Below are 19,812 nucleotides of genomic sequence, written 5' to 3' on the forward strand. Positions count from 1 at the left end.
CTGTCAATATTGTCCGGCAACCGGGAGGAATGGCTCCTAGCTGTTGTACATCTTGGTGTAGTATTCGTCCGCCATGCGGTCGGAGTCGAACTCGGGATAGATGTCCGTCATTGCATTGAAGACGATGTCCATCCACTTGTCGTTGTGATCGTAGTAGAGCGGGAGAATCTTGTCGTCCAGAATGTTGTAGAAGTTGTCGCGGTCGGAGCGGTCGCGGGCTTCCGGGGACAGTCGGGGAGAGGCCTCCGGAATAACGAAGCAGTTTTCCCCGTCCTTGGCAAATTCGCAGATCCAGCCGTCGTTGGTGGAGACGGAGATGGAGCCGTTCATGGCCGCGGACATGCCGGAGGTGCCGGACGCTTCCCGGGTGACCACGGGGTTGTTCAGCCAGACGTCCGAGCCATTCTTGAGGTAGCGGCTCAGGCCCAGTTCATAGCCGGTGAGTACGGCGGAACGGGGGTATTTGGCGGTCATGTCGTTCAGGCGGTTGAAGATTTCAATGGCGCCGTGGTCCATCGGGTAAGGTTTGCCCGCCCAGATGAATTGCACCGGATAGTTGGTGCGCTGGAGCATGCGCTCAAACATGGTGGGATTCCCCGTGACCAGATCCGGACGCTTGTAGGCCGCAAAGCGGCGCGCCCAGACGATGGTGAGGCAGTTGGGATCAAAGACGCGGCCGGTCTGTTCCCCCACGATGCGGAAAAGGGCTTTTTTCAGGGCGCGCTTGCGGCGGATGAAGGCTTCCTTGTTCCGGGCATGGAAGGCTTCCGCCAGTTCCGGGTCCTGCCAGTATTTCTGATTCTGGGCGTTGGTGATGTGGGTGATGGGGCAGATGCCCTCATAGTCTTTCCACATCTGGCGGGAGACTTCCCCGTGAAGCTTGGAAACGCCGTTGGCGATGTGGGAGAGGCGCAGGGCGGCCAGCGTGTAGTTGAAGGTGTTGTCCGTCAGGCCTACGGCGGCGCGGACCTGTTCCATGGAGAGGCCGTCGAAGAAAGAGAACGTGTTCATCGTGTTCACGTCCATCTTTTCATTGCCTGCTTCTTCCGGCGTGTGGGTAGTGAAGACGAAGCGCTTGCGCACTTCCTCCACGCTGCCCGTCTTGGCCAGCACGTGGAAGGCGGCGGCAAGGCCGTGGGCTTCATTGAGATGGTAGATTTCCGGCTCAATGCCCAGTTCGTCAAAGAGGCGCGCTCCCCCCTTGCCGAGCAGCACGTACTGGGCGATGCGGGTGAAGCCGTTGGCATCGTACAGGCGTCGGGAGATGTTGCGGCTTTCTTCGTCGTTTTCCTCCAGGTCCGTGGAAAGGAAGAACATGGGGGCGGTGCCGAATGTTTCCGGATTCAGGAAGTAGGCCTTTACCCACACGGGGGAGCCGCAGACATGGATGAGGAATTTGATGTTGTGGTCTTCCAGGAACGGGTAGTTTTTACGCATGTACTGCGTAGCCATGGAGCCGTCTTCCGCTCGAATCTGGTTGTAGTAGCCGTAGCTCCACAGAATGCCGACGCCGACCAGGTTCTGGCGAAGGTCATAGGCGCTGCGCATATGGGAACCGGCCAGATAGCCTAGGCCGCCGGAGTAAATCTTGAAGGAGTTGTCGATAGCATATTCCATGCAGAAATACGCTACGCTTTTTCCGTATTTGGGATCGATTTCATACGGATGTTCGAAAATGGTGGGTAAAAATGATTTCGCCATGGCTCTGTAAGTATGGAGTAAGATGTTCAGCAGATGAACCGTGTAGCTTGGTAGCACGATTCGCTATTATTGGAAAGTGCAAAGTGCGTGTGTGTCGGAATTGACTATTGAACAGGAAAGCTTTTCCGTAAAGGCGGATAAACGGTTTTTTCCCGCCTTCACGGCATGGTGCGTAACTGCGTTTTCTAGGGGCGCGCAAGTGATTTTGAGCTTGCCGCCGGGGAGGAAAAAGAGCATGAATGGGGCGCATGAAAGCTCTTGTAAAAACGCAGGCAGGTCCCGGTTTGGAATTGATGGATGTTCCCATGCCGGAAGTCGGCCCGAACGATGTTCTGATTAAGATTCACAAGACGGCCATTTGCGGCACGGACCTCCATATCTGGAACTGGGACAAATGGGCCCAGCAGACCATTCCCGTGGGCATGCATGTGGGGCACGAGTTTTGCGGCGTGATTGAGTCCGTGGGTTCCTCCGTGACCGAGTACAAGCCCGGGGAGATCGTTTCCGGAGAAGGGCACATCGTCTGCGGCCACTGCCGCAGCTGCCGCTCCGGCCAGAAGCACCTGTGCCCGAATACGCAGGGCGTGGGAGTGAACAGGCCCGGATGCTTTGCGGAATACCTTTCCATTCCCCAGGACAATGTGGTGCGCATTCACAAGAATATTCCGATGGAAATCGCCTCCATTTTCGACCCGCTGGGCAATGCCGTCCATACGGCCCTTTCCTGGGACCTGGTGGGTGAAGACGTCCTGATTACGGGCGCCGGCGTCATCGGCTGCATGGCCGCCGCCGTGTGCAAGAAGGCCGGGGCCAAAACCGTGGTGATTACGGACATCAACGATTTCCGCCTGGGTCTGGCCAGGACCCTGGGAGCGGACCGCACGGTGAATGTGACCCGTGAAAAACTTTCCGACGTGATGAAGGAACTGGAAATGACGGAAGGGTTTGACGTGTGCCTGGAAATGAGCGGCGCTCCCTCCTGCCTGAAAGACATCATCGATAATTCCCGCAACGGCGCGAGCATTTCCCTGCTGGGAATTCAGCCGGACGGCTCCAGCATCGAATGGAACAAGTTCATCTGGAAGGGATTGAAGATGAAAGGCATTTATGGACGTGAGATTTTTGAAACATGGCACAAGATGGATTCCATGATCCGCAGCGGCCTGGACATCGCCCCGATCATCACGCACCGCCTGCCTTATACGGAGTTCAGGGAAGGCTTTGAGGCCATGAATTCCGGCAAGTCCGGCAAGGTGGTGCTGGACTGGGTCAACTGATCCGGCCTGCCGCCAGTCGCATTTGCCCCGGCTTTCATTGAAAGGGAAGCCGGGGCTTTTTTTTGCAGAAGGGTCAGGCGGTTTTCCGGGATGCGTCCGGAGTCTGTGCGGCCTGGGCCAGTTTCCGGCGTTCCTCCTTCATGCGGCGCGCGTAGCTGTCATCGTCTTCCTCAAAGGCATCCGGATGCGTCAGTCTCAGGCGCCGGATGACTTTTTCATGGTCCTGCGGAGAAACGATGTCCGTGAACAGGCTGCCGTGAAGGTGGTCCACTTCGTGCTGCAGGCAGCGCGCCAGAAGGCCGTTGCACTTGATGGCAACGGTCTTTCCGTTCATCAGGGTGAGCGTGGCTTTTACGCAGGAACGCCGCATGACGTCCGCATATACTTTGGAAATGCTGAGGCATCCTTCCCGGTACGGTACTTTTTTGCCGAAGAGATGCAGGACCGGGTTGATGAAGTTCAGCGGCATAAGCTGCGCCAGCGTGGCGGGGCTGCCGTCCACTTCCAGCCACGTGGTGGAAGTGTCCGTGAGGGGGATGTTGATGGTGACCATCTGGATGGGGCGGCCCACCTGCGGCGCCGCCAGTCCTATGCCTGCCTGCGCCAGCGTCTCCTGCATGTCTTTCAGGAAGTTAAGAATATCGGAATTGATATGGACGATGGGACTGCATTTCTCCCGCAGGGCGGGATGCCCGTATTGCAGAATGTCAAGAATCACGGCAGGTATGGTGTTGAACAGGTAATAAGGTGCGACTGTCCGGAAGGCGGAAGCGTTCATTTTTTCTATAATGGATGGGGTGTGGAAATCCAGCGGAATAACTCTGACAGCAAGATATGCCTCAGCAAGTTTTTTGCGGATGGAATGAAAAGGCCTTGAACTTTGTGCCGTCTTTTTTACGGTAACCATGCAGCCCGATGCTGCCGGGGCTTGTCCTCGTCAACGTTCCTCCCTCATGAAGCACAGATCCCATCTCTTTTTATTGTTGAAATTTTCCTTGCTGGGGGGCGTATGCGCCCTGGTGCTGTGTTCCTGCGGGGACAGGAAGGACGGCCCCGCCCAGGCTGAGGAAGACGGATCCGGGGAGCTTTCCCCGGTGGAATCCTATGAGGAGCTGCTTTCCCTGCGGCTGAGGGATGTGGAGCAGATGGCGGATTTGATTGTCTCCGTACAGGACCGCGACAGGGGGGAAGGCGTGATGGAGGAACTGGGACGGCTGGCGGAACGGCAGAAGCAGTATGAAGTAAATTGCCGGCAGCTTCTTACCCTGAATCCGGACATTCAGGAGCTGTCCAGGGAGAAGCATCCCGTTTTTCACGCCATTCTCCGGGAACGTGTGGTGAAGGCGCACTCCCAGGTGATGGAGCAGCTGCTAAGGATTCATGACGTCAAGTATTACGGTTCCGCCGTGATCAAGGATGATTTGGAAAAGTACGGCCTGAAGCTGACCAATAAGAGAATGGCCCAGTACCTGAACAGCAGGATGCTCCCTTCCATGGAGGCCTATCTGGCCCAGTATTCCTCCATGGTGGATATGCTGGAGGGCATTGACTGCAAGGTGGCCGCGGATGCGTATGCCGTGTCCCTGGCTCTTCAGTGCCGCATGGTGCAGGAGCAGGCCGTCAATGTGTTGCGTATGGAGCATACTTACCAGGCATGGCTGCCCGGATTTGAGAACTATTACCCTAAAGGGCTGGCGAAGCTGAGGGTAAAGGCTGACGCGGAGTGCAAGCGCTGCTTCCGCGCCCTGTTGAAACTGGCGACTGCCAGGATGTATGATTCCCCCCTGCTGGCCAAGACGGTTGCGGGAATATGGGTGGACCATCCCCTGATGATTGATTCCCCCGAATTTTGGAACGATCCCATGATGACCATGGAGGAATTCTGCCTGTCCCTGGAACGCATCAACCTTCTTTTGCAGGATGTGAAGGACCCGGAGACGGCGGACAAGAGGGCCATTGAGTTGGTGGAGGTTGTTTCCCGCCTGAAAAGGCTGCGCGGCCATATAAACCGGTTCCAGGAGTCCGGAAAAATGGAGACGGTAAAGGCAAATGACCTGGAACGCGTGAGCCGCCGGGCGGAAGATGCGGAAATGACCGTTTCCGGGGCCATGGCCCGCCTTATTGTGGAAACGGACGTTGTTACCCGTTCCCCGCTTCTTTCCCATGCCCTGGGCTTTTACAGGTATGTGATGTACGCACGTTAGGGCGGTGGACGGGGAACTTGTTGACTTCTCCCGGTGAAGAGTGACAATCAGACCATGATGGATTCTGATTTTTCCGGCAAGGTTGTCGTGGTGACGGGAGGCGCTTCCGGCATTGGTCGGGCCATTGCAGAGGCTTTTGCCGCGGCGGGAGCTCTGCTGGCTGTGATGGACGTTGACCATGAGCAGACGGCCGGACTTCTGGATGTTCTGGAGGGAGAGGGCCATATCTGCGTGACGGGTGATGCGGGTGTGGAGGAGGACCTTCGCTTTTTTGCGGAAAAGGTGCTTGAGCATTTCGGCCGCGTGGATGTGCTGGTGAATAATGCGTGCATCAGCCGCCGGGGCATTCTCTCCGGTTGTTCCTATGAGGATTTCAATGAGGTTCTGCGCGTAGGGGTTTCCGCCCCTTATCTGCTGTCCAGCTTGTTTCTGGAACATTTTCCCCGCGGGGCTTCCATCGTCAATATAGCTTCCAGCCGCGCGTTCATGTCCCAGAAGGACACGGAGAGCTACAGCGCCGCGAAAGGCGGGATCATCGCGCTGACGCACGCTCTCGCCATGAGCCTGGCGCCGCGGGGCGTGCGCGTGAACAGCATTAGCCCCGGCTGGATTGATACGGGAAAGTTCGGCACACTAACGCGGGAGGATGCCCGGCAGCATCCCGCAGGGCGCGCGGGCGTTCCCGCGGACATTGTGAAAGGGGTGTTCTTCCTGTGCCTTTCCGGATTCGTCACTGCGGAAAACCTGGTCATTGACGGCGGCATGACCCGCATGATGGTGTACCACGGGGAAGAGGGGTGGACATATAATCCGGAAGCGCGGGAAACGGAGCCTTCCTGACGGACGGCTTCCTTCTGCTTTTTCTGCCGTTTCACGGCTGCGGTTCCGGCAGGGCTTCCACCACGATCACCTCGAATGGTTCCAGCTCCATTCGGACGATTTCTCCGGCGCGGAATCCGGAGAAGGGGAGCCGCTTTCCATTGGGCGAAGTGGCGGAATAGCTGCGCGGTGCTTCCGGGGGCAGTTCAAAGACGGCACCGGGATCAAAGCTCCAGGTGCGCCGTTCCGAGGAAGGGTTGCGGATGGTGAGAAGCCCCTTGACCGGAGACCATGCGGCCCAGCCGTACACCTGTAATTCCATGGGACTGCCGCCCACCCAGTGTACGTCCACCAGCGTTTCATTGTTCTCCCTGGCCCAGATGGCCGCCCTGGCCAGGGTATCCCACTGGGACGGCTCAAGCAGCTGCGGTGTCATGTAAATCTCCTGCATTTGTGTGCCGGAACCGAAGGCTGACCAGATTTCATCCTCCAGGTCTGTTCCTTCCACAGTATCCAGGCCGCGGGCCTTCCGCGTGTAAATGATGCCGTGGTTCATCAGGGAATTGATGGGGAACAGCGGGGAAACGGCCACATTGTTGTTGAAAATGCGGGAATCCCGGAACGTCATCCACTTCTGCCTCATGGTTCCTTCACCAATAAACTCATGGTCCCAGCCCCCGCGCCACACGGAATCCGCAATGCCGAACCAGAAGGGGGAAGCCCACGTACCCGTGGTCAGATTGATGAACAGGTCCGGCCGTTCGTCGCGCAGTTCCCCCAGCAGATGGATAACGGCCTCGAAATCGCTGGCAAACCGGCTTCCGGGAAGCTGCGTTTCCTCCCCGGAAGTGCCGTCCAGCTTGAAATGGTTGATGCCGTTGTCCCGGATCATGTGCAGGCACATCTCCTTGAAATAGTCGTAGTACCTTGGACCGCTCAAGGCAAAGCCGCGTTCGTTTGTTTCAAAACAGTCTCCGGCGGCATTCAGCCGGTTCTGCTTGGGCTTGCCGTAGCCTCCCCAGGGAGAGAACCACACGCCGGGACCGGCTCCGTAGGAGGCGGCAAGTTTGTTGATATTGCGGAACTCGTGTTTGAACCCTTCGTTGAACTCCCAGAGCGTTTCCGGATTGTCCCACCCGTCGTCAAAAAGGATGGAATCCAGCACGGCCCCGCGCTTGCGGACCAGCTCTTCACCGTACAGGCGCACGGCCTCCGTGGCAAAAGCTTCGTCATAGCGGTCGAACAGGGTGTCGTACCACGTGTTGTAATTCAGAAAGGCTCCGTAGGGCCGCGCACGCTCTTCGTTCAGGTATTGCAGCTGGAAGGTTCGGCGCAGCTGGCCGGGAGCGGCTACCCCCAGCACGGCGGAAACATTTAAATGCGTGCGGGAGGGAATATCCGTCTTGCGGGAAATTTGGGCCACCAGTTTTCCTTCCTCCTCCCCGTTGAAGGAAAGGGGACTTTCCACGCCGGCAAACAGCCTGCCGCCGAACGCCGTGGCCGGAACACCCTTCACGCTGCCCCTTTGCTGGATATCCGGAGCGGACAGTTCCAGCACGCGCACCATGCGGATGGGGCAGGCCCACTGCATCGGGCAAATGTCCAGCAGAATACGGACGTAGGGGGATCCTTCCCTCAGTTCCGCAGTCCAGGTGACGGCCAGGCCTTCCGTCTCCCAGGCAAAGGGGACTGTTATCTTGACGCCGGAACGGCGGTCCGCCAGCCTGCGGCCCTGGGGATTGCCCGGGATTTCCTCTCCGGCGGGCGTTTCCGCCATCAGGCTGGCCGCGGAAATTTTGCGCGGGCGGGGGCGCGGAGCATCGTCCGTGACGCCGTCTTCCTTGATCCCGTAATCCAGATGGATGCTGAAAATATCATCCCCGAAGCGGTAGGCGCAGCCATTGAGCTTGTCCGTAAACGTCACTCCGGCGAGCCTTCTTCCCGCCGTGTGTACCTTGATTTCAATCCAATCGTTGGCGGCCGTCAACACGCCGGGAATATCCAGGGAAAGGGAACATGCGCTCATGAAAAAAAGCTATGACCGCATCCGCTGGAAGTAAAGCCGGGAGTGTGCGGCATTCCCGGCTTACTCCGGAAAAGACTGTTGCGGACCGGGTATAAGATGCCGGAGGACCTGCGTGGAGGAAGGCCGTTTTTCCGGAATAAAAGATATTTCCCCCTTTCATCAAAAAAGGGCTGCCCGGCCTTGTAACGGCGGACAACCCTTTGAAAAGCTGAAAAAATAAGAAGGGGAAAATTTATCGGATGGTGACGCGGGGGTCATTGGCCAGGACATCTGCCAGTTCATCCCAGCCGTCTTCCGTCTGGAGCTGGAACATCTGCAGGTAAACGGAAGCCACGCCGGGGGAGTATTTTTCAAACAGTTCGTCCACGGCCTTGGAAAGCTTTTCCTTGTCCAGCGTTTCCGGCAGCTCGTTCACGATGCCGTTGCCGTCGTGCGGGATGCCCAGCGTATTCAGGAAGGTAATGAGCATGTCCTGATGCTTGCGGAGCAGCCAGACCTGAAGCAGGTGGTCGCCGATCTCGTTGCTGGGCTTCCATCCCAGCATTTTCTTGATGAAGGAGAACTGTTCCTGCAGGGGCTTGCGCTGGATAAACTCCGGACGGAGTTTTTTCAGGGCTCCAAGTTCACGTACGGCGGCGCGGTAAATAGCGCGTTCCTGGTTGCGCATCCAGTCCAGAATGTCGCTGATGGTCTGTTCGTCTGCTTGCTGAAAAATGTAATATGCCTTCATGATAAGTAGGGAAAAGAAAAGCTCCTTGAGGACATGAACTCCACCATGTTTCCCCCTCTGATGCAAGCTCTTCTACTGTCACCTGCCGCACTTGTCTTTTATTCCGTATTCAAGGCGTAAAAAAACGGTCTTACTGCAAAAAAGACTTGCTAAAAGGGGTGGCATGTGATTACTTGCTTGCGCGCTTCTCGCGACGCCACTGTAGCTCAGGGGTAGAGCAACGCATTCGTAATGCGTGGGTCGTCGGTTCAATTCCGACCAGTGGCTCCATCTTCCGTGATGGAACCAGCCGCGTGAACAGCCGGATACATGCCTCGTTAGCTCAGTTGGTAGAGCAGCTGACTCTTAATCAGTTTGTCCACGGTTCGAGCCCGTGACGGGGTACCATCCGGTTGTTCTCATGGGGGAACGCACATCCTCAAACGCCTCGTTAGCTCAGTTGGTAGAGCAGCTGACTCTTAATCAGTTTGTCCACGGTTCGAGCCCGTGACGGGGTACCATTTTTTTAAGTCCGGCTTTGCCATCAGCAAGCCGGACTTTTGTTTGTCGCCGCCTGGGTGTGGCTTGCAGCACCACCCCGCCCTGTCCGTCGTACTTATAACACAGTAAACTCCGGCAGGGCGGATCTCCAGAGCCCCCCTGGAATTGATTATTATAGTTGCAAGCGCCGTCTATTTATCAGGAACATTTCATCATCGGGCGCTTTCGATAGTCGGTCAATCATACTTGAGGGCAATTTTTCACTGTGTGAATACGAAAGAAAAGCATTTCTCGCTAATGTATTTTCCGGCTTCAATGCACTCTCTCATTGAATGCCGGAAGCGTTCCGCGTTCAACAGGACACGATGTTCATTATTGAGAGTGAACTCTTGTGAAGAGTTGCACCGGAAACTTATTTACAGGTATTTCCTGTTGAAGGATTTGATCCAGCAGATGGAGTGTATAAAATTTCTTTAACGTTATGGGAAGGAATAATCAGATTCAATATCAAATAACATATCGTTACTGAACCAAATGCTACTCCTCCTATTACGGCTCCTTTTCCAGGGACAAAAATACCTGCAAGAAGGCATACGGTAATAATGAGCCAGCAAAAGGGATGGCCGGTTGCCATAAACTCACCAAACCAACGGGAAGCATTATTCCTGACGGATATCTTCTTCGGATCCAGTGTCAGGTAAGATTGACCTCCCTTGTCTATTCTGACGCAGGAAGATACGTTCGGACAGGCATGCCCTAAACCTATCCAGGAGGGGGACCGGGTCATTCCAGGGTAAACACTGCAAAGGCGGCGCAAGACAACAAAAAGGATCGTCAACTGTTCCTGTGGCGGCAAGGCCCGTACTATCTGGGCATCATCTTCATTAAAGGGATTGCTTGAAGCTCCATATTGCCAGCCAAAATTGGGATTGATGACGGAAGCCAGAGCATAATTTTTTCCAATCAGCAGATAACCCCATGAAGCATATTGCCACGCTTGCTTCCAGGAAACTCCGTTGCGATACGCCCATTTAAAACGACGTTTCCAATCGTCAATCTTAAGCTGTACAATGGTTATTCGGCGCATGTCGTTAATTGAGAATATTCCCGGTATTTTTCCGAACCAGTTTCCAATCTGTTTCCCGTTATAGAATATAGGGCCTCCTCCATCAAAAAAACTTCCCTGGGTGATATTGACCCGCAATTCATTTGAATGAAGCCGAATGAGAAGTTCGGAAGACGGCTTTTCAGAATAAGACGCCATGCCGCATGCCCTGTCTTCGTCAGAGAGAAGCGTAGCACTCCATTTGGAATAACCACCTTGTAAATTTTGAATTTTCATAGCAAATAATCATGGAAATTTTGTTTTTCTGGAGTCAATCCAATGAAATGTTTTTGGCAAGTGTATAGAGAGAAGCGTCAATTTTACCAGAGATATAGACTGAAAAATAATTTCATTTACAATTTCCTTTGTTGGCATGTGTAATATTTTTATCCTCAGCCAACAATAGATACTCCTCAAAGAATGCCTGCACTAACACCAGATACAGAGAGGTTCAAAGCAGAAACTGCTCCAACTTCGACGAATATTTTATCGGAAAGACTACGTAAAGCTCTCCCTCTGTGGAGGATTTGGAAGTTTCTTTTTTAAGAGTACAATGAACTGGGAGAGCCACGAAATTCAATTCCGGTAGGGCAATCATGGGATTTGGAGATGAATAGAAGCTATTCTTGTGACTCATGCCGATGCCGTCAGGATAGAAGGTTGCTTGAAGAAACCGCTGATATCATCATACGCCAAACAAAAGAAGTCCCCAGCTTCCCTGTCTCGTACTAACAATAGCGTCTTTCCGCTCATAGACAAAATAGGGCACTGTACGGAAAAGGCTCCAGCCGTCGGGCGATAGTCAGCTGGAGAGCGGAGGGAAACGGAATCCTCCCAAAGACGCTTTCCACTTGTTCAAGGGAAGTATTCCGGATCATACGAAAGTAGTCAGTGAGGTTATGTCTTCTGCCTCATCGTAGGCGAAACATGCAGGCTGAATGATGGTGCCGTATTCAGCTGTCTTTCTTCCTCGGAATGGGCATAGCGGATGGCATTTCCCAAAGCATCGGGATGCAGGCGTAGGCGTCACAGCAGGGCAGGTAGGTGAGAGTGATTATAGGTGGCGCGTTATCCGTGGTCTTGACAGTATGTCCTGAAAGGTCCCTTTCTGTGGTGGTGGCATTGCTTTTAGTATCGGTCTGATGCAGGAGCATGCCTGTGGGATATAGGAATGTATAGGAACAGGGCTGGGAGAAACGAATTCCTACGTGGTCGATCTTGCCTACTTCAGATTCCTTTCATACTCGAGACGAAGAATAAAATTATTGCAGCAGGATCTTGGAGAAATTCTTATGATATACTATTAACTTAATTTCACTTTAGTGATTGAGTATATGTTTTGCGTTATTCTGTTTTTAAATTTTATCATGGGTATTAAAGGAGTTTTTAATCCGATTCTTTTTAAAATATAATTTATGGTTTTGTTGTATTTTGGTTTGTAGTATTGGGAACCGTGAAGTTTTGAAGGATATATAACGCGATTAAAAAATGATGGATTGAATTCCAATTCTATTTTAATTTTTTCTCCATAAAATTTACTTATCTCTGACAGTTTTTTATTAATATCACCTAAATTTGCTTTTGTTACTAAAATATCATTTTTCTTTTTTTGAAAGACAAATAATATGTGTTGATTTCCGTCTATGTCCAAGCAATCGTCTTCCCACCATTCAACTACATATTTTAAATTTTTGATATCAAAATTTAACATTTTAAAATAATGTTGTTATAACTAAACGGAATTATCTACTGCAGTCTTGTTTGGGTCAATCTTTCTGGTTCTTTCATCTATGTGTTCTTCTGTCGTTTCTTGTCATTTTGCCGTGTACGTTTTACTCGTTTTTGTCTAGCCTCTTACAGAGGGAGAGGGCCCTTGGAGTATTTAAGAAAGTATTACCACATTCCCCAGCCTTGGCTTCATGAATGAATCGCTTTTTTCCGTCGTCCCTCTTCAGGTAACGGACTTCTATTGATTTTGGGATTTTGCCTGATCAATCATCCGGAGCAGTTTTTCATTTTTTTCAGCATCCTTGCCTTGTTGAATGTCATGCCGGAGAATCGTTTTCACCTCTTCAAGGGCAGTCTGTTCCGCGGGGCTTCCTTCACCGGGTATATGCCGCAAATTCTCCATAGCTCTTGGAAGTCCCTGTTGAGCCGCCTTGAATATCCACATGACCCCTTGACGTTCATCTTTTTCCACGCCCGTTCCCAGCAGATAAAAAATCCCCAAATTGAATTGTGCTTTGGCAAATCCCTGTTCCGCTGCTTTTCGGAACCAAGCGGCCGCCTGCTGCAGATCTTGGTCCGTACCCTTTCCTTTTTCGTGCAAAACGCCCAGATTGTATTGAGCTGTTGAATTTCCTTGCCGAGCTGCCTTATGCAGCCATACCAAGGCTTCCTTTTCATCTTTGCGGACTCCCAGTCCTTCCAGATAACATATTCCCAACTTGTCCTGCGCGGCCGGAAATCCTTGTTCAGCCGCCTTCCGGTACCAGATGGCCGCCTGCTGCGCATTTTTCTCTACCCCTTCTCCTTGCTCATATAAAAAGCCCAAGTTGTATTGGGCTGCTGGCGCTCCTTGCTCGGCGCCCTTGGCAAGCCATTCCTTTGCCTTGTCGAGGTTTCGATCGGTTCCTATACCCCGGTAATAGAGTTCTCCAAGTGCAGCCATTCCCTGCGGGCTTCCCTGATGAGCCGCCCGGGATGCCCACGAAAAGGCTTTCTGTTTATTCCTGCCGACATACATGTAAACCAGTTTGTATTGCGCTTCTGCGTCTCCTTTTTTAGCAGCCTCTTCCAAGGAGGCCAGTTCCGAAAGTTTCTGTTTATTCTCCGATTCCGATTTTACGATCATCTGAAGCATTTCTTCATTTTTCCCGGCATCTTTGCCTTGTTGAATGTCATGTCGGAGAATTGTTTTCACATCCTCAAGGGCAACCTGTCCCGCAGGGTTACCCTCTCCGGGTATGTTGAGCAAGATTTCCAGAGAGGCGTGGAATCCCTGCCGGGCCGCCTTGAATATCCACATGACCCCTTGACGTGCATCTTTTTTCACTCCCTTGCCATGCAGATAACATAACCCCAGGTTGTTTTGAGCTGGCGGGAAGCCTTGTTCCGCCGCCTTCCGGTACCAGACGGCGGCTTGTTGCAGGTTCTTCGCCATTCCTTCTCCCTGCTCAGACAGGATTCCCAGATTGAATTGCGCTTCCGGATGCCCTTTTTCTGCTGATTTTAAAAGCCATTTTCTCGTTTGGACAATGTCTTGGGATATCCCTGTTCCCTGATAATAACAATTGGCGAGCAGAAGCATTCCCTCCGGATTGCCCGACTGGGCAGCCCGGGATGCCCAGGCAAAGGCTTTCCGTTCATCTTTAGGGATTTTTTCTCCACGGGCATAGATAACCACGAGGCGGCATTGGGCTTGCACGTCTCCCTGTTCCGCCGCCTGTTCCAGAGCGGCTATTTCCGTCTGCTTCCCTGCTTCCAGAATCCCGCAGGAAGGAATGTCCGAAACAGTTGGCTGGTTTTCTTCTCCATAACCAGCGCTGAACAGGCATGACAGACATCCGTATGTAATAAGAATCGTGCGCATCATTTTTTTGTAAAAATTATCAGTATATTACCATGTTCTGCGATAACCCACAACCCCTGCGGCTCCGGTATCTCCGGAAAAAGTGGCGCCTGCATGAAAATTCCCGTATTCAACGCCCAATGTTGCCTTGTAGGTTGTATCTTTTGGAGTTTTCTTTGCTTCAATGCCCGCCATGCACTTCCATCCTCCAGAGCATAATACATTGATACTGGTCCCAATAGCCATTGCTTCGTTTGAGTATTTTGCTTCAAATAGAATTTTTGCATCTTCAACAGTAAGATTGACTCCCGTACCCCACAATGGTGGTTGGGGGTTCCCGGGATTTGTCAGTCTGCTTACAAAAATTGAAGTATCCTCCGTACATTTCCACGTAGCCTTGGTCAAGCTTGCAAGTACAGTATTGGGGCCTGTCTTGGTAAGCGACAGGGAACTGGTATAATCAATTTCTCCAAATAGGGTTTGGGCTTCAGTATACGTGAACCCTAAGGAATCAGCACCTAAAGATGCTTTGACCGTTTCCAGAGTCTGGGTTGTATCCTCCGTGCAAATCAAGGAGAACGACTGCTGGATTTTGTTTTCCGTTTCTGTAATTGTGAAGGTTCTTGTGGTAGGTCCGAACGGGTTCCAATCAAACAGTCCCAGATAATCGAATCGAACAGGCGTTGCATTGTCAACAAATCTGTAGAGATGAATCCCATTATTTTCTTCTCCCGGATCGCGATTAATCCACCTGCCGTCCCAGGGATTGAGATGGCGGTAATTGTAGTAGATGAGCCCCGATTCTTCATCCATGTATTCGCTGGAGAAACGGATTTTGTTGGCCTCGGCCATGTCTCCCTGGATTGTGAGGGGCGTGCCGAAGGAGGCGTAGTCGTAAAGGGCTCTTCTTTCCTGCTGGCTGCCGAAGATAGAAGTAACATTCTTCAGCAAGTCATGCATGCAGTAGAAATGTTCATCCATCTCCATTCCATTGTTCTTCCAACATGTTGTCATCAGGAGGCGCGTGGCTCTCGGTTCCGTTGGATCCCACAAATGGCTCTTCACTAGCACGGGTTCGGGATGCATCATATCCAGTTCGGCTACCTGCAGATAGCCCCGGTACAAATAGCAGGTATGGCTGCGGGGGGTTCCGTCAACGGTGACTTTTTTCTCAAAGCGGCGTCCCTGAGCGTCATAACCGCAGGCAATGATTGTTCGTCCGTCTTTGCTTGCCAGGGTAATGGGGCGGTCGTTGGCGTCATAGGTTACATCCCAGATTCCCTTGGATGTCTGGACCCTAGTCTGGTTGCCGTCTGCATCGTAAGTGGGCGTGAACGGGTCGCCGTTTCTGCCCACCTCCGTGTACTGGTTGAGCCGGTTAGCTTCGTACGAGAGTTCCTCTGCCAGTTCCCGGGCGGTCTTGCGATTGCCGATGTTGTCGTACTGGTACGTGAAGCTCCCATCCTGACCGATCCGGTCTTCTACCAGTTCACTGCGGCTGTTGTAAAAAAAGTCCCTCGTTGTTGCGGGCGTACCCCCATCCCGGGAATCCTGTCTTTGCACCGGACGCATCAGCTCGTCGTAGCGGTAGGCGTAGTCAGCCAAGGCATCGCCATTCCTGGAGTCTTCGTAACCGATGGAGGCCAGGAGGTTGAGCGTGGGATGGTAGGTATTCTTGCGGACCATGCCGTTGGGATAGGAAAGTTGTTTTACGAATCCGCTTGTTTCTTCGTATTCCCATGTAAAGGGAATGTCCAAATCTTCCAGATTCATTCTAATAATGACTCCTTTCCGGTCATAGTCAAGATGAGAGTGCTGCACAGTGCTCGTGCCGATCATCAGACGGTACCCACAGGGACGTCCGAAGGCGTCAAAATCTTCTTGGATACAGCTTTCCACGCTACCAAACGAGACATCCTGCTGTAATCTGCCATAAGCGTCGTAGGAGGCTTCCCTGAACCCCGAAGCATCGGTGATTGAGGTCATCTGCCCCAGATGATTATAAGTGAAGTTCCATCCCGGCGTATGATCACTGTGGCTGACTGAAAGAAGTTCCCCGGTAAGAGGAGCATAGGTGTACGTTGTGACGATACCTCGTGCCTTGGCGAGCGTTTCCGGACGGTTGAACCGGTCATAGGTTTTGAGAACGCAGGATCCGTCAGCATACGTTTTTTTTAATTCCATTCCCGTGGCTACGTCATACATCCATGTGGTGGTGTCTCCGTCAGTACGGTTGGAAGGATCGGTCGTGATGTTCTCCTCATTCGCCCGGAAGGTGGTCAGGGCAATCAGATGGTCGCTGTCGTCATAAGCAAAGCAGGATGGCCGGATGGCATCGCCGTATTCCGCCGTTTTTCGTCCGCGAATGTCATAGGAATAGCAAGTGACTCCCCCCAATGCGTCAGTAATGCAGGCGGGAGCATCACAGCAGGGATGGTAACTGGTTCTGGTAACATTGCCGGCAGCATCAGTGACTTTGACCGGACGCTGGGCAAGATCCGTCTCCGTAATGGTGGTGTTGCCGCGTCCGTCGGTTTTTTTCAGAATAGTACCCGTGGTGGTATAGGAACGCTGTTGTGAGGAACGGATGTTGGCGTAATCGGTTTGGCTTATTGTAAATCCGTCTACGACGACAGCGGTGGCTGTAATGTTTGAGGTTGGTATTTGACTGTACTGGGTTCGCTTGGAGGGAGCGGTGTACTCCACCCACTGGATACTTTGTTGTCCGTATACGTCAGTGAAAATCTTCTTGCTTTCCAATACGGGGTCCAGTCTGGAAACCATGGTTTCTGTAGTCTGGATAAGGGGTAACCCCTGGGCATTGTAGAAGGTGGAGGATTCAACCTCGTAGATTCCCTCTTCCCGGATGCGGTAGCAGGAAGAACTTTCCGATATCCTATTCTTTGCGGGGGATTCCGGATGAAGCTCGTCTAGCAGGACGATCTGTTTCATCGTATGGCCCAGGGCATCATAGACGGTGATTACGGGCGCCATGTCTTCCTTTTGGGTGCGGATGAGTTGACCCCTGTCATTATAGAAGTGGAACGTGGTTGTAAAGCCTCCCTTGGCATGGGGCTGTTCCTGCCTGATAGTTTCTCCAAAGCCATTTTGCAGAACTCGGGAAAGAACTGCTCCTTGAGACAGTGTTGTGGTAAGGATGCCTTCTTGCGTCAACTCAAGCTGGGTTTCGATTTCCCTCTGGCCGGTTCCACCCTGCCAGAGAGTAAAACCATCGTAATACTTTTTAGTTGTCAAAGTAGCGCCGGAAGGTCGTGTTTCTATTGTAATGAGCTGGTTTTGGTTATATCCGGTTCGTGTTATGCGGCCTAAGTTATCCGTTCGGGAAACAACTCTTCCCAGATCATCGTATTCGGTGCTTTCAATTGTTGCCAGGGCACCGACATCAGAGCGCGTGGAAATGATTTTTCCATCGGCATCTCTCGTGTAGGATACAATCGTTTCGGGTGTGGTTTCTGTTGCCGAGCGGATGGTTTCCACGAGTTGTTTAGCCGAGTTGTAGCCATAGGTGGTCACTACTCCATCCTCGTCGGTTTCCGTCAAGGGACCGCAGCACATCCATTCCGTCGTGCTGAAGCGGCCGTTGCCCTTCGTCGTTTTGATTCGCTTGAGCTCGGCATCGTATTCATAGTCCTCCGTGGAAATCAATGACCAGTCTTCTCCCGTGTGGACATACTGCTCTTTTCTTGTGGTCGTGCCGTTTTCGGCAATGTATTGCACACTTTTGGTACTTTGGCCGGGAACAATGCTTCCATTAGCTTGCACAGTTTCTATCACTTTGTGAACGGCTCCATGGTCGGAGGCGGCTTCATAGGTATAGACGGTTTGCACTCCGTCAATACCCTGCCTCATCTTCTGTCTCCCCCGGGCATAAGGGTACTGCGCTGCTTCTCCGTAGGTTTCCGAGACGCTTGTGTGAACCTGGTCGGAACCCAAAGCTGTTTCGGTCACTGTCGTGCGGTTGACTTCGGGGCTGTCTTCATAAGTGTAGCTCCTTTGGTTCAGAACGGTTTCCGTGCCGTCCGGAGCGATAATCACTTCTTTTTCCATTGCCGGCCTGAAATCATTGAAGCGCAGATCGGCGTAGGTGGTACGTGTTCCTCGCTCTCCTCCTCCAGCCCACGGCGTTGCTTGCAAAACTACCCGGCCCTGGTCGTCGTATTCATAACGCGTGTAGCCTCCGTTGGGCTTGATTTCCAAAGACACGCGGAACTGGTCGTTGTACGTGTAGAGGGTGGTCTGTTCACTGGAAGTATTGTATCCTTCCGTGCTGCTGATGGTCAGCCATCCCCCGTCGGTATACTTCTTCACTGTGCGTGTACTGCGGGAAGGCTGGGAATCATTGATGCCCCTGATAGTTTCAATGCGCTCCCACTTGGAGCCGGGCAGGGCGTTACGTTCAATCGTGCGCACGATGCGCTCATCCCCCTCTCCCTTGATGATGCTTACCTTGTTGCCTTCTTCCCGCCGTTCGATGAAGTGCGGTTCCTGCCCGACCCGTTGATTGGTGATGTAAGTCACTTTTACCCCATTCTCCATGGAAGTCTCATAAAGGGCCGTCTTGTAGGGCTCTCCGGTAACCACAAATTCCCCATCATGGGATGCAGAGACATTCCCGGGAGCGTACCACTCCAGGGCAAGGCTGTTGTTTCCGGGAATGCTTCGCATCAGCCCCTGAGCCCGGGAATAGACGCTGCTGAGAGAGCCGTCCGGGTTGTAGGCCACTTGGACCTTGCGGGCATACTCCTCGGCAGACATAGTGTTGCCCGAGGAGCTGGTGACGGAGACAACCTCTCCGGTGGCTGCTGAGAAGCGCAGGCTCATGCCGGAAGGAAGCACCATGTCCATGTAGGCGGGAGTACCCTGGGTATTGGGAGTGAGGTCTTGGTTGAGCAGACGTACGCGATAGCTCAGTTTCCTGGAGCTGCCGACGGGAGAAGCCTCGGAACTTCCCATTTCTGCCTTGAAATAGATATGGCTTCCGGAGGGACGCTTGACGGTGACGCGCCGTTCGTCTTGGGAGAAGGAGGCGCTCCATGCCATGGGGTGGTTGTAGCGCAGGGCAGGCCCGCTGTTGGAGCTGGGGGTAAGGGGAGTGGAAGATCGCGCCATGCGCATGAACCTGGCCGGAGCGGGGGGTGTGGGTCCTGTTGGAGAGGAAGGATTGATGCATGCATTTCCCTGGCAGTCCTGTTCATCGTCGGGGTCGCCCGGAGTGGGCTGCTGCTGGACGCAGTTTTCGTCTCCTTCCTCATCACAGGAGCAGGGACAGGGGCATGGTTCCTCTTCAGTGGGCGGTTCGCTGGAGGAAGAAGACAGGGAGCTGGAACTGGAACTGGAGCTGGAACTGGAACTGGAACTGGAACTGGAGCTGGAGCTGGAGCTGGAGCTGGAACTGGAGCTGGAGCTGGAGCTGGAACTGGAGCTGGAACTGGAACTGGAACTGGAACTGGAGCTAGAACTGGAGCTAGAACTGGAGCTAGAACTGGAGCTGGAACTGGAGCTGGAACTGGAACTGGAACTGGAACTGGAACTGGAACTGGAACTGGAGCTGGAACTGGAGCTGGAACTGGAGCTGGAACTGGAACTGGAACTGGAACTGGAACTGGAACTGGAACTGGAACTGGAACTGGAACTGGAACTGGAACTGCTTGACTTGGGATCAAACCCAAAATCAAACCCTCCCCCTTCCGAAGAGCTGCTTGAAGTACCCTCATCCTCTTCATCCCGATAAAGATTGACCAGGGTGATAACTTCCTCCCCTTCCTTGTCTGGAGGAGTTACATTGGGGTCGAGGTAGGAATTGATATCGGGCGCCTCCGCCTTGTCGGAAAGAACGGCAATGCAGAACTCCTGTCCGGAGCCCAGGGCGGGGTGGTAT

Annotated in this window: 12 protein-coding genes and 3 tRNA genes; 7 read left to right on the forward strand and 8 right to left on the reverse strand. The window is 53.0% G+C overall.

The window, feature by feature from the left end:
* Positions 1–36: 36 nt before the first annotated feature.
* Positions 37–1,701 carry an alpha-glucan family phosphorylase gene (gene glgP, locus OQH67_RS08525; RefSeq protein WP_215437108.1) on the reverse strand — a complete coding sequence of 555 codons (1,665 nt, stop codon included), beginning with the start codon at positions 1,699–1,701 and terminating at the stop codon, positions 37–39.
* 239 nt (positions 1,702–1,940) lie between these two features.
* On the opposite strand from glgP, the gene tdh reads away from it, so the two are divergent.
* Positions 1,941–2,978 carry an L-threonine 3-dehydrogenase gene (gene tdh / locus OQH67_RS08530; protein WP_067569079.1) on the forward strand — a complete coding sequence of 346 codons (1,038 nt, stop codon included), beginning with the start codon at positions 1,941–1,943 and terminating at the stop codon, positions 2,976–2,978.
* Between the two features lie 73 nt (positions 2,979–3,051).
* Here tdh and def read toward each other — a convergent pair whose 3' ends face one another.
* A complete protein-coding gene (gene def, locus OQH67_RS08535) occupies positions 3,052–3,756 on the reverse strand; it encodes a peptide deformylase (RefSeq protein WP_218957818.1) in 705 nt (234 codons plus the stop codon).
* A gap of 205 nt (positions 3,757–3,961) precedes the next feature.
* On the opposite strand from def, the gene OQH67_RS08540 reads away from it, so the two are divergent.
* Both OQH67_RS08540 and OQH67_RS08545 read left to right on the forward strand, forming a co-directional pair.
* The gene (locus OQH67_RS08540) at positions 3,962–5,182 is read left to right on the forward strand and encodes a hypothetical protein (protein WP_215841535.1); all 1,221 of its coding nucleotides are present in this window, start codon (positions 3,962–3,964) and stop codon (positions 5,180–5,182) included.
* 54 nt (positions 5,183–5,236) lie between these two features.
* Positions 5,237–6,022, forward strand: a complete 786-nt coding sequence (locus OQH67_RS08545; protein ID WP_215437104.1) for an SDR family oxidoreductase — start codon at positions 5,237–5,239, stop codon at positions 6,020–6,022.
* A 31-nt stretch (positions 6,023–6,053) separates the two neighbouring features.
* Here OQH67_RS08545 and OQH67_RS08550 read toward each other — a convergent pair whose 3' ends face one another.
* Positions 6,054–8,027, reverse strand: coding sequence for an alpha-galactosidase (locus OQH67_RS08550; protein WP_215437102.1), 1,974 nt, complete (start codon positions 8,025–8,027; stop codon positions 6,054–6,056).
* Between the two features lie 232 nt (positions 8,028–8,259).
* Entirely contained in the window at positions 8,260–8,757 is a 498-nt protein-coding gene (locus OQH67_RS08555) for a hypothetical protein (protein WP_067569069.1), read from the reverse strand.
* 195 nt (positions 8,758–8,952) lie between these two features.
* On the opposite strand from OQH67_RS08555, the gene OQH67_RS08560 reads away from it, so the two are divergent.
* The 3 genes from OQH67_RS08560 (at position 8,953) to OQH67_RS08570 (ending at position 9,257) form a co-directional block, all read left to right on the forward strand.
* A tRNA-Thr gene (locus OQH67_RS08560) sits at positions 8,953–9,027 on the forward strand.
* Between the two features lie 41 nt (positions 9,028–9,068).
* A tRNA-Lys gene (locus tag OQH67_RS08565) sits at positions 9,069–9,144 on the forward strand.
* A gap of 37 nt (positions 9,145–9,181) precedes the next feature.
* Positions 9,182–9,257, forward strand: a tRNA-Lys gene (locus OQH67_RS08570).
* A 392-nt stretch (positions 9,258–9,649) separates the two neighbouring features.
* Here the strand turns inward: OQH67_RS08570 and OQH67_RS08575 are convergent.
* From OQH67_RS08575 to OQH67_RS08590, 4 genes are all read right to left on the reverse strand, one after another.
* Positions 9,650–10,579, reverse strand: coding sequence for a hypothetical protein (locus tag OQH67_RS08575; protein WP_215437100.1), 930 nt, complete (start codon positions 10,577–10,579; stop codon positions 9,650–9,652).
* Positions 10,580–11,645: 1,066 nt separating this feature from the next.
* On the reverse strand, positions 11,646–12,053 hold the full coding sequence (locus tag OQH67_RS08580) for a hypothetical protein (RefSeq protein ID WP_215437097.1): 408 nt from the start codon (positions 12,051–12,053) through the stop codon (positions 11,646–11,648).
* Positions 12,054–12,308: 255 nt separating this feature from the next.
* The gene (locus OQH67_RS08585; RefSeq protein WP_215437094.1) at positions 12,309–13,937 is read right to left on the reverse strand and encodes a tetratricopeptide repeat protein; all 1,629 of its coding nucleotides are present in this window, start codon (positions 13,935–13,937) and stop codon (positions 12,309–12,311) included.
* A 24-nt stretch (positions 13,938–13,961) separates the two neighbouring features.
* On the reverse strand, positions 13,962–19,043 hold the full coding sequence (locus OQH67_RS08590) for an RHS repeat domain-containing protein (protein WP_215711695.1): 5,082 nt from the start codon (positions 19,041–19,043) through the stop codon (positions 13,962–13,964).
* Here OQH67_RS08590 and OQH67_RS08595 point away from each other — a divergent pair.
* A complete protein-coding gene (locus OQH67_RS08595) occupies positions 19,027–19,665 on the forward strand; it encodes a hypothetical protein (RefSeq protein ID WP_215720024.1) in 639 nt (212 codons plus the stop codon). The two genes, OQH67_RS08590 and OQH67_RS08595, sit on opposite strands and share 17 nt — an antisense overlap.
* Positions 19,666–19,812 lie beyond the last annotated feature (147 nt).

It is taken from the genome of Akkermansia biwaensis, assembly GCF_026072915.1.
Taxonomy (GTDB): Bacteria; Verrucomicrobiota; Verrucomicrobiia; order Verrucomicrobiales; family Akkermansiaceae; genus Akkermansia; species Akkermansia biwaensis.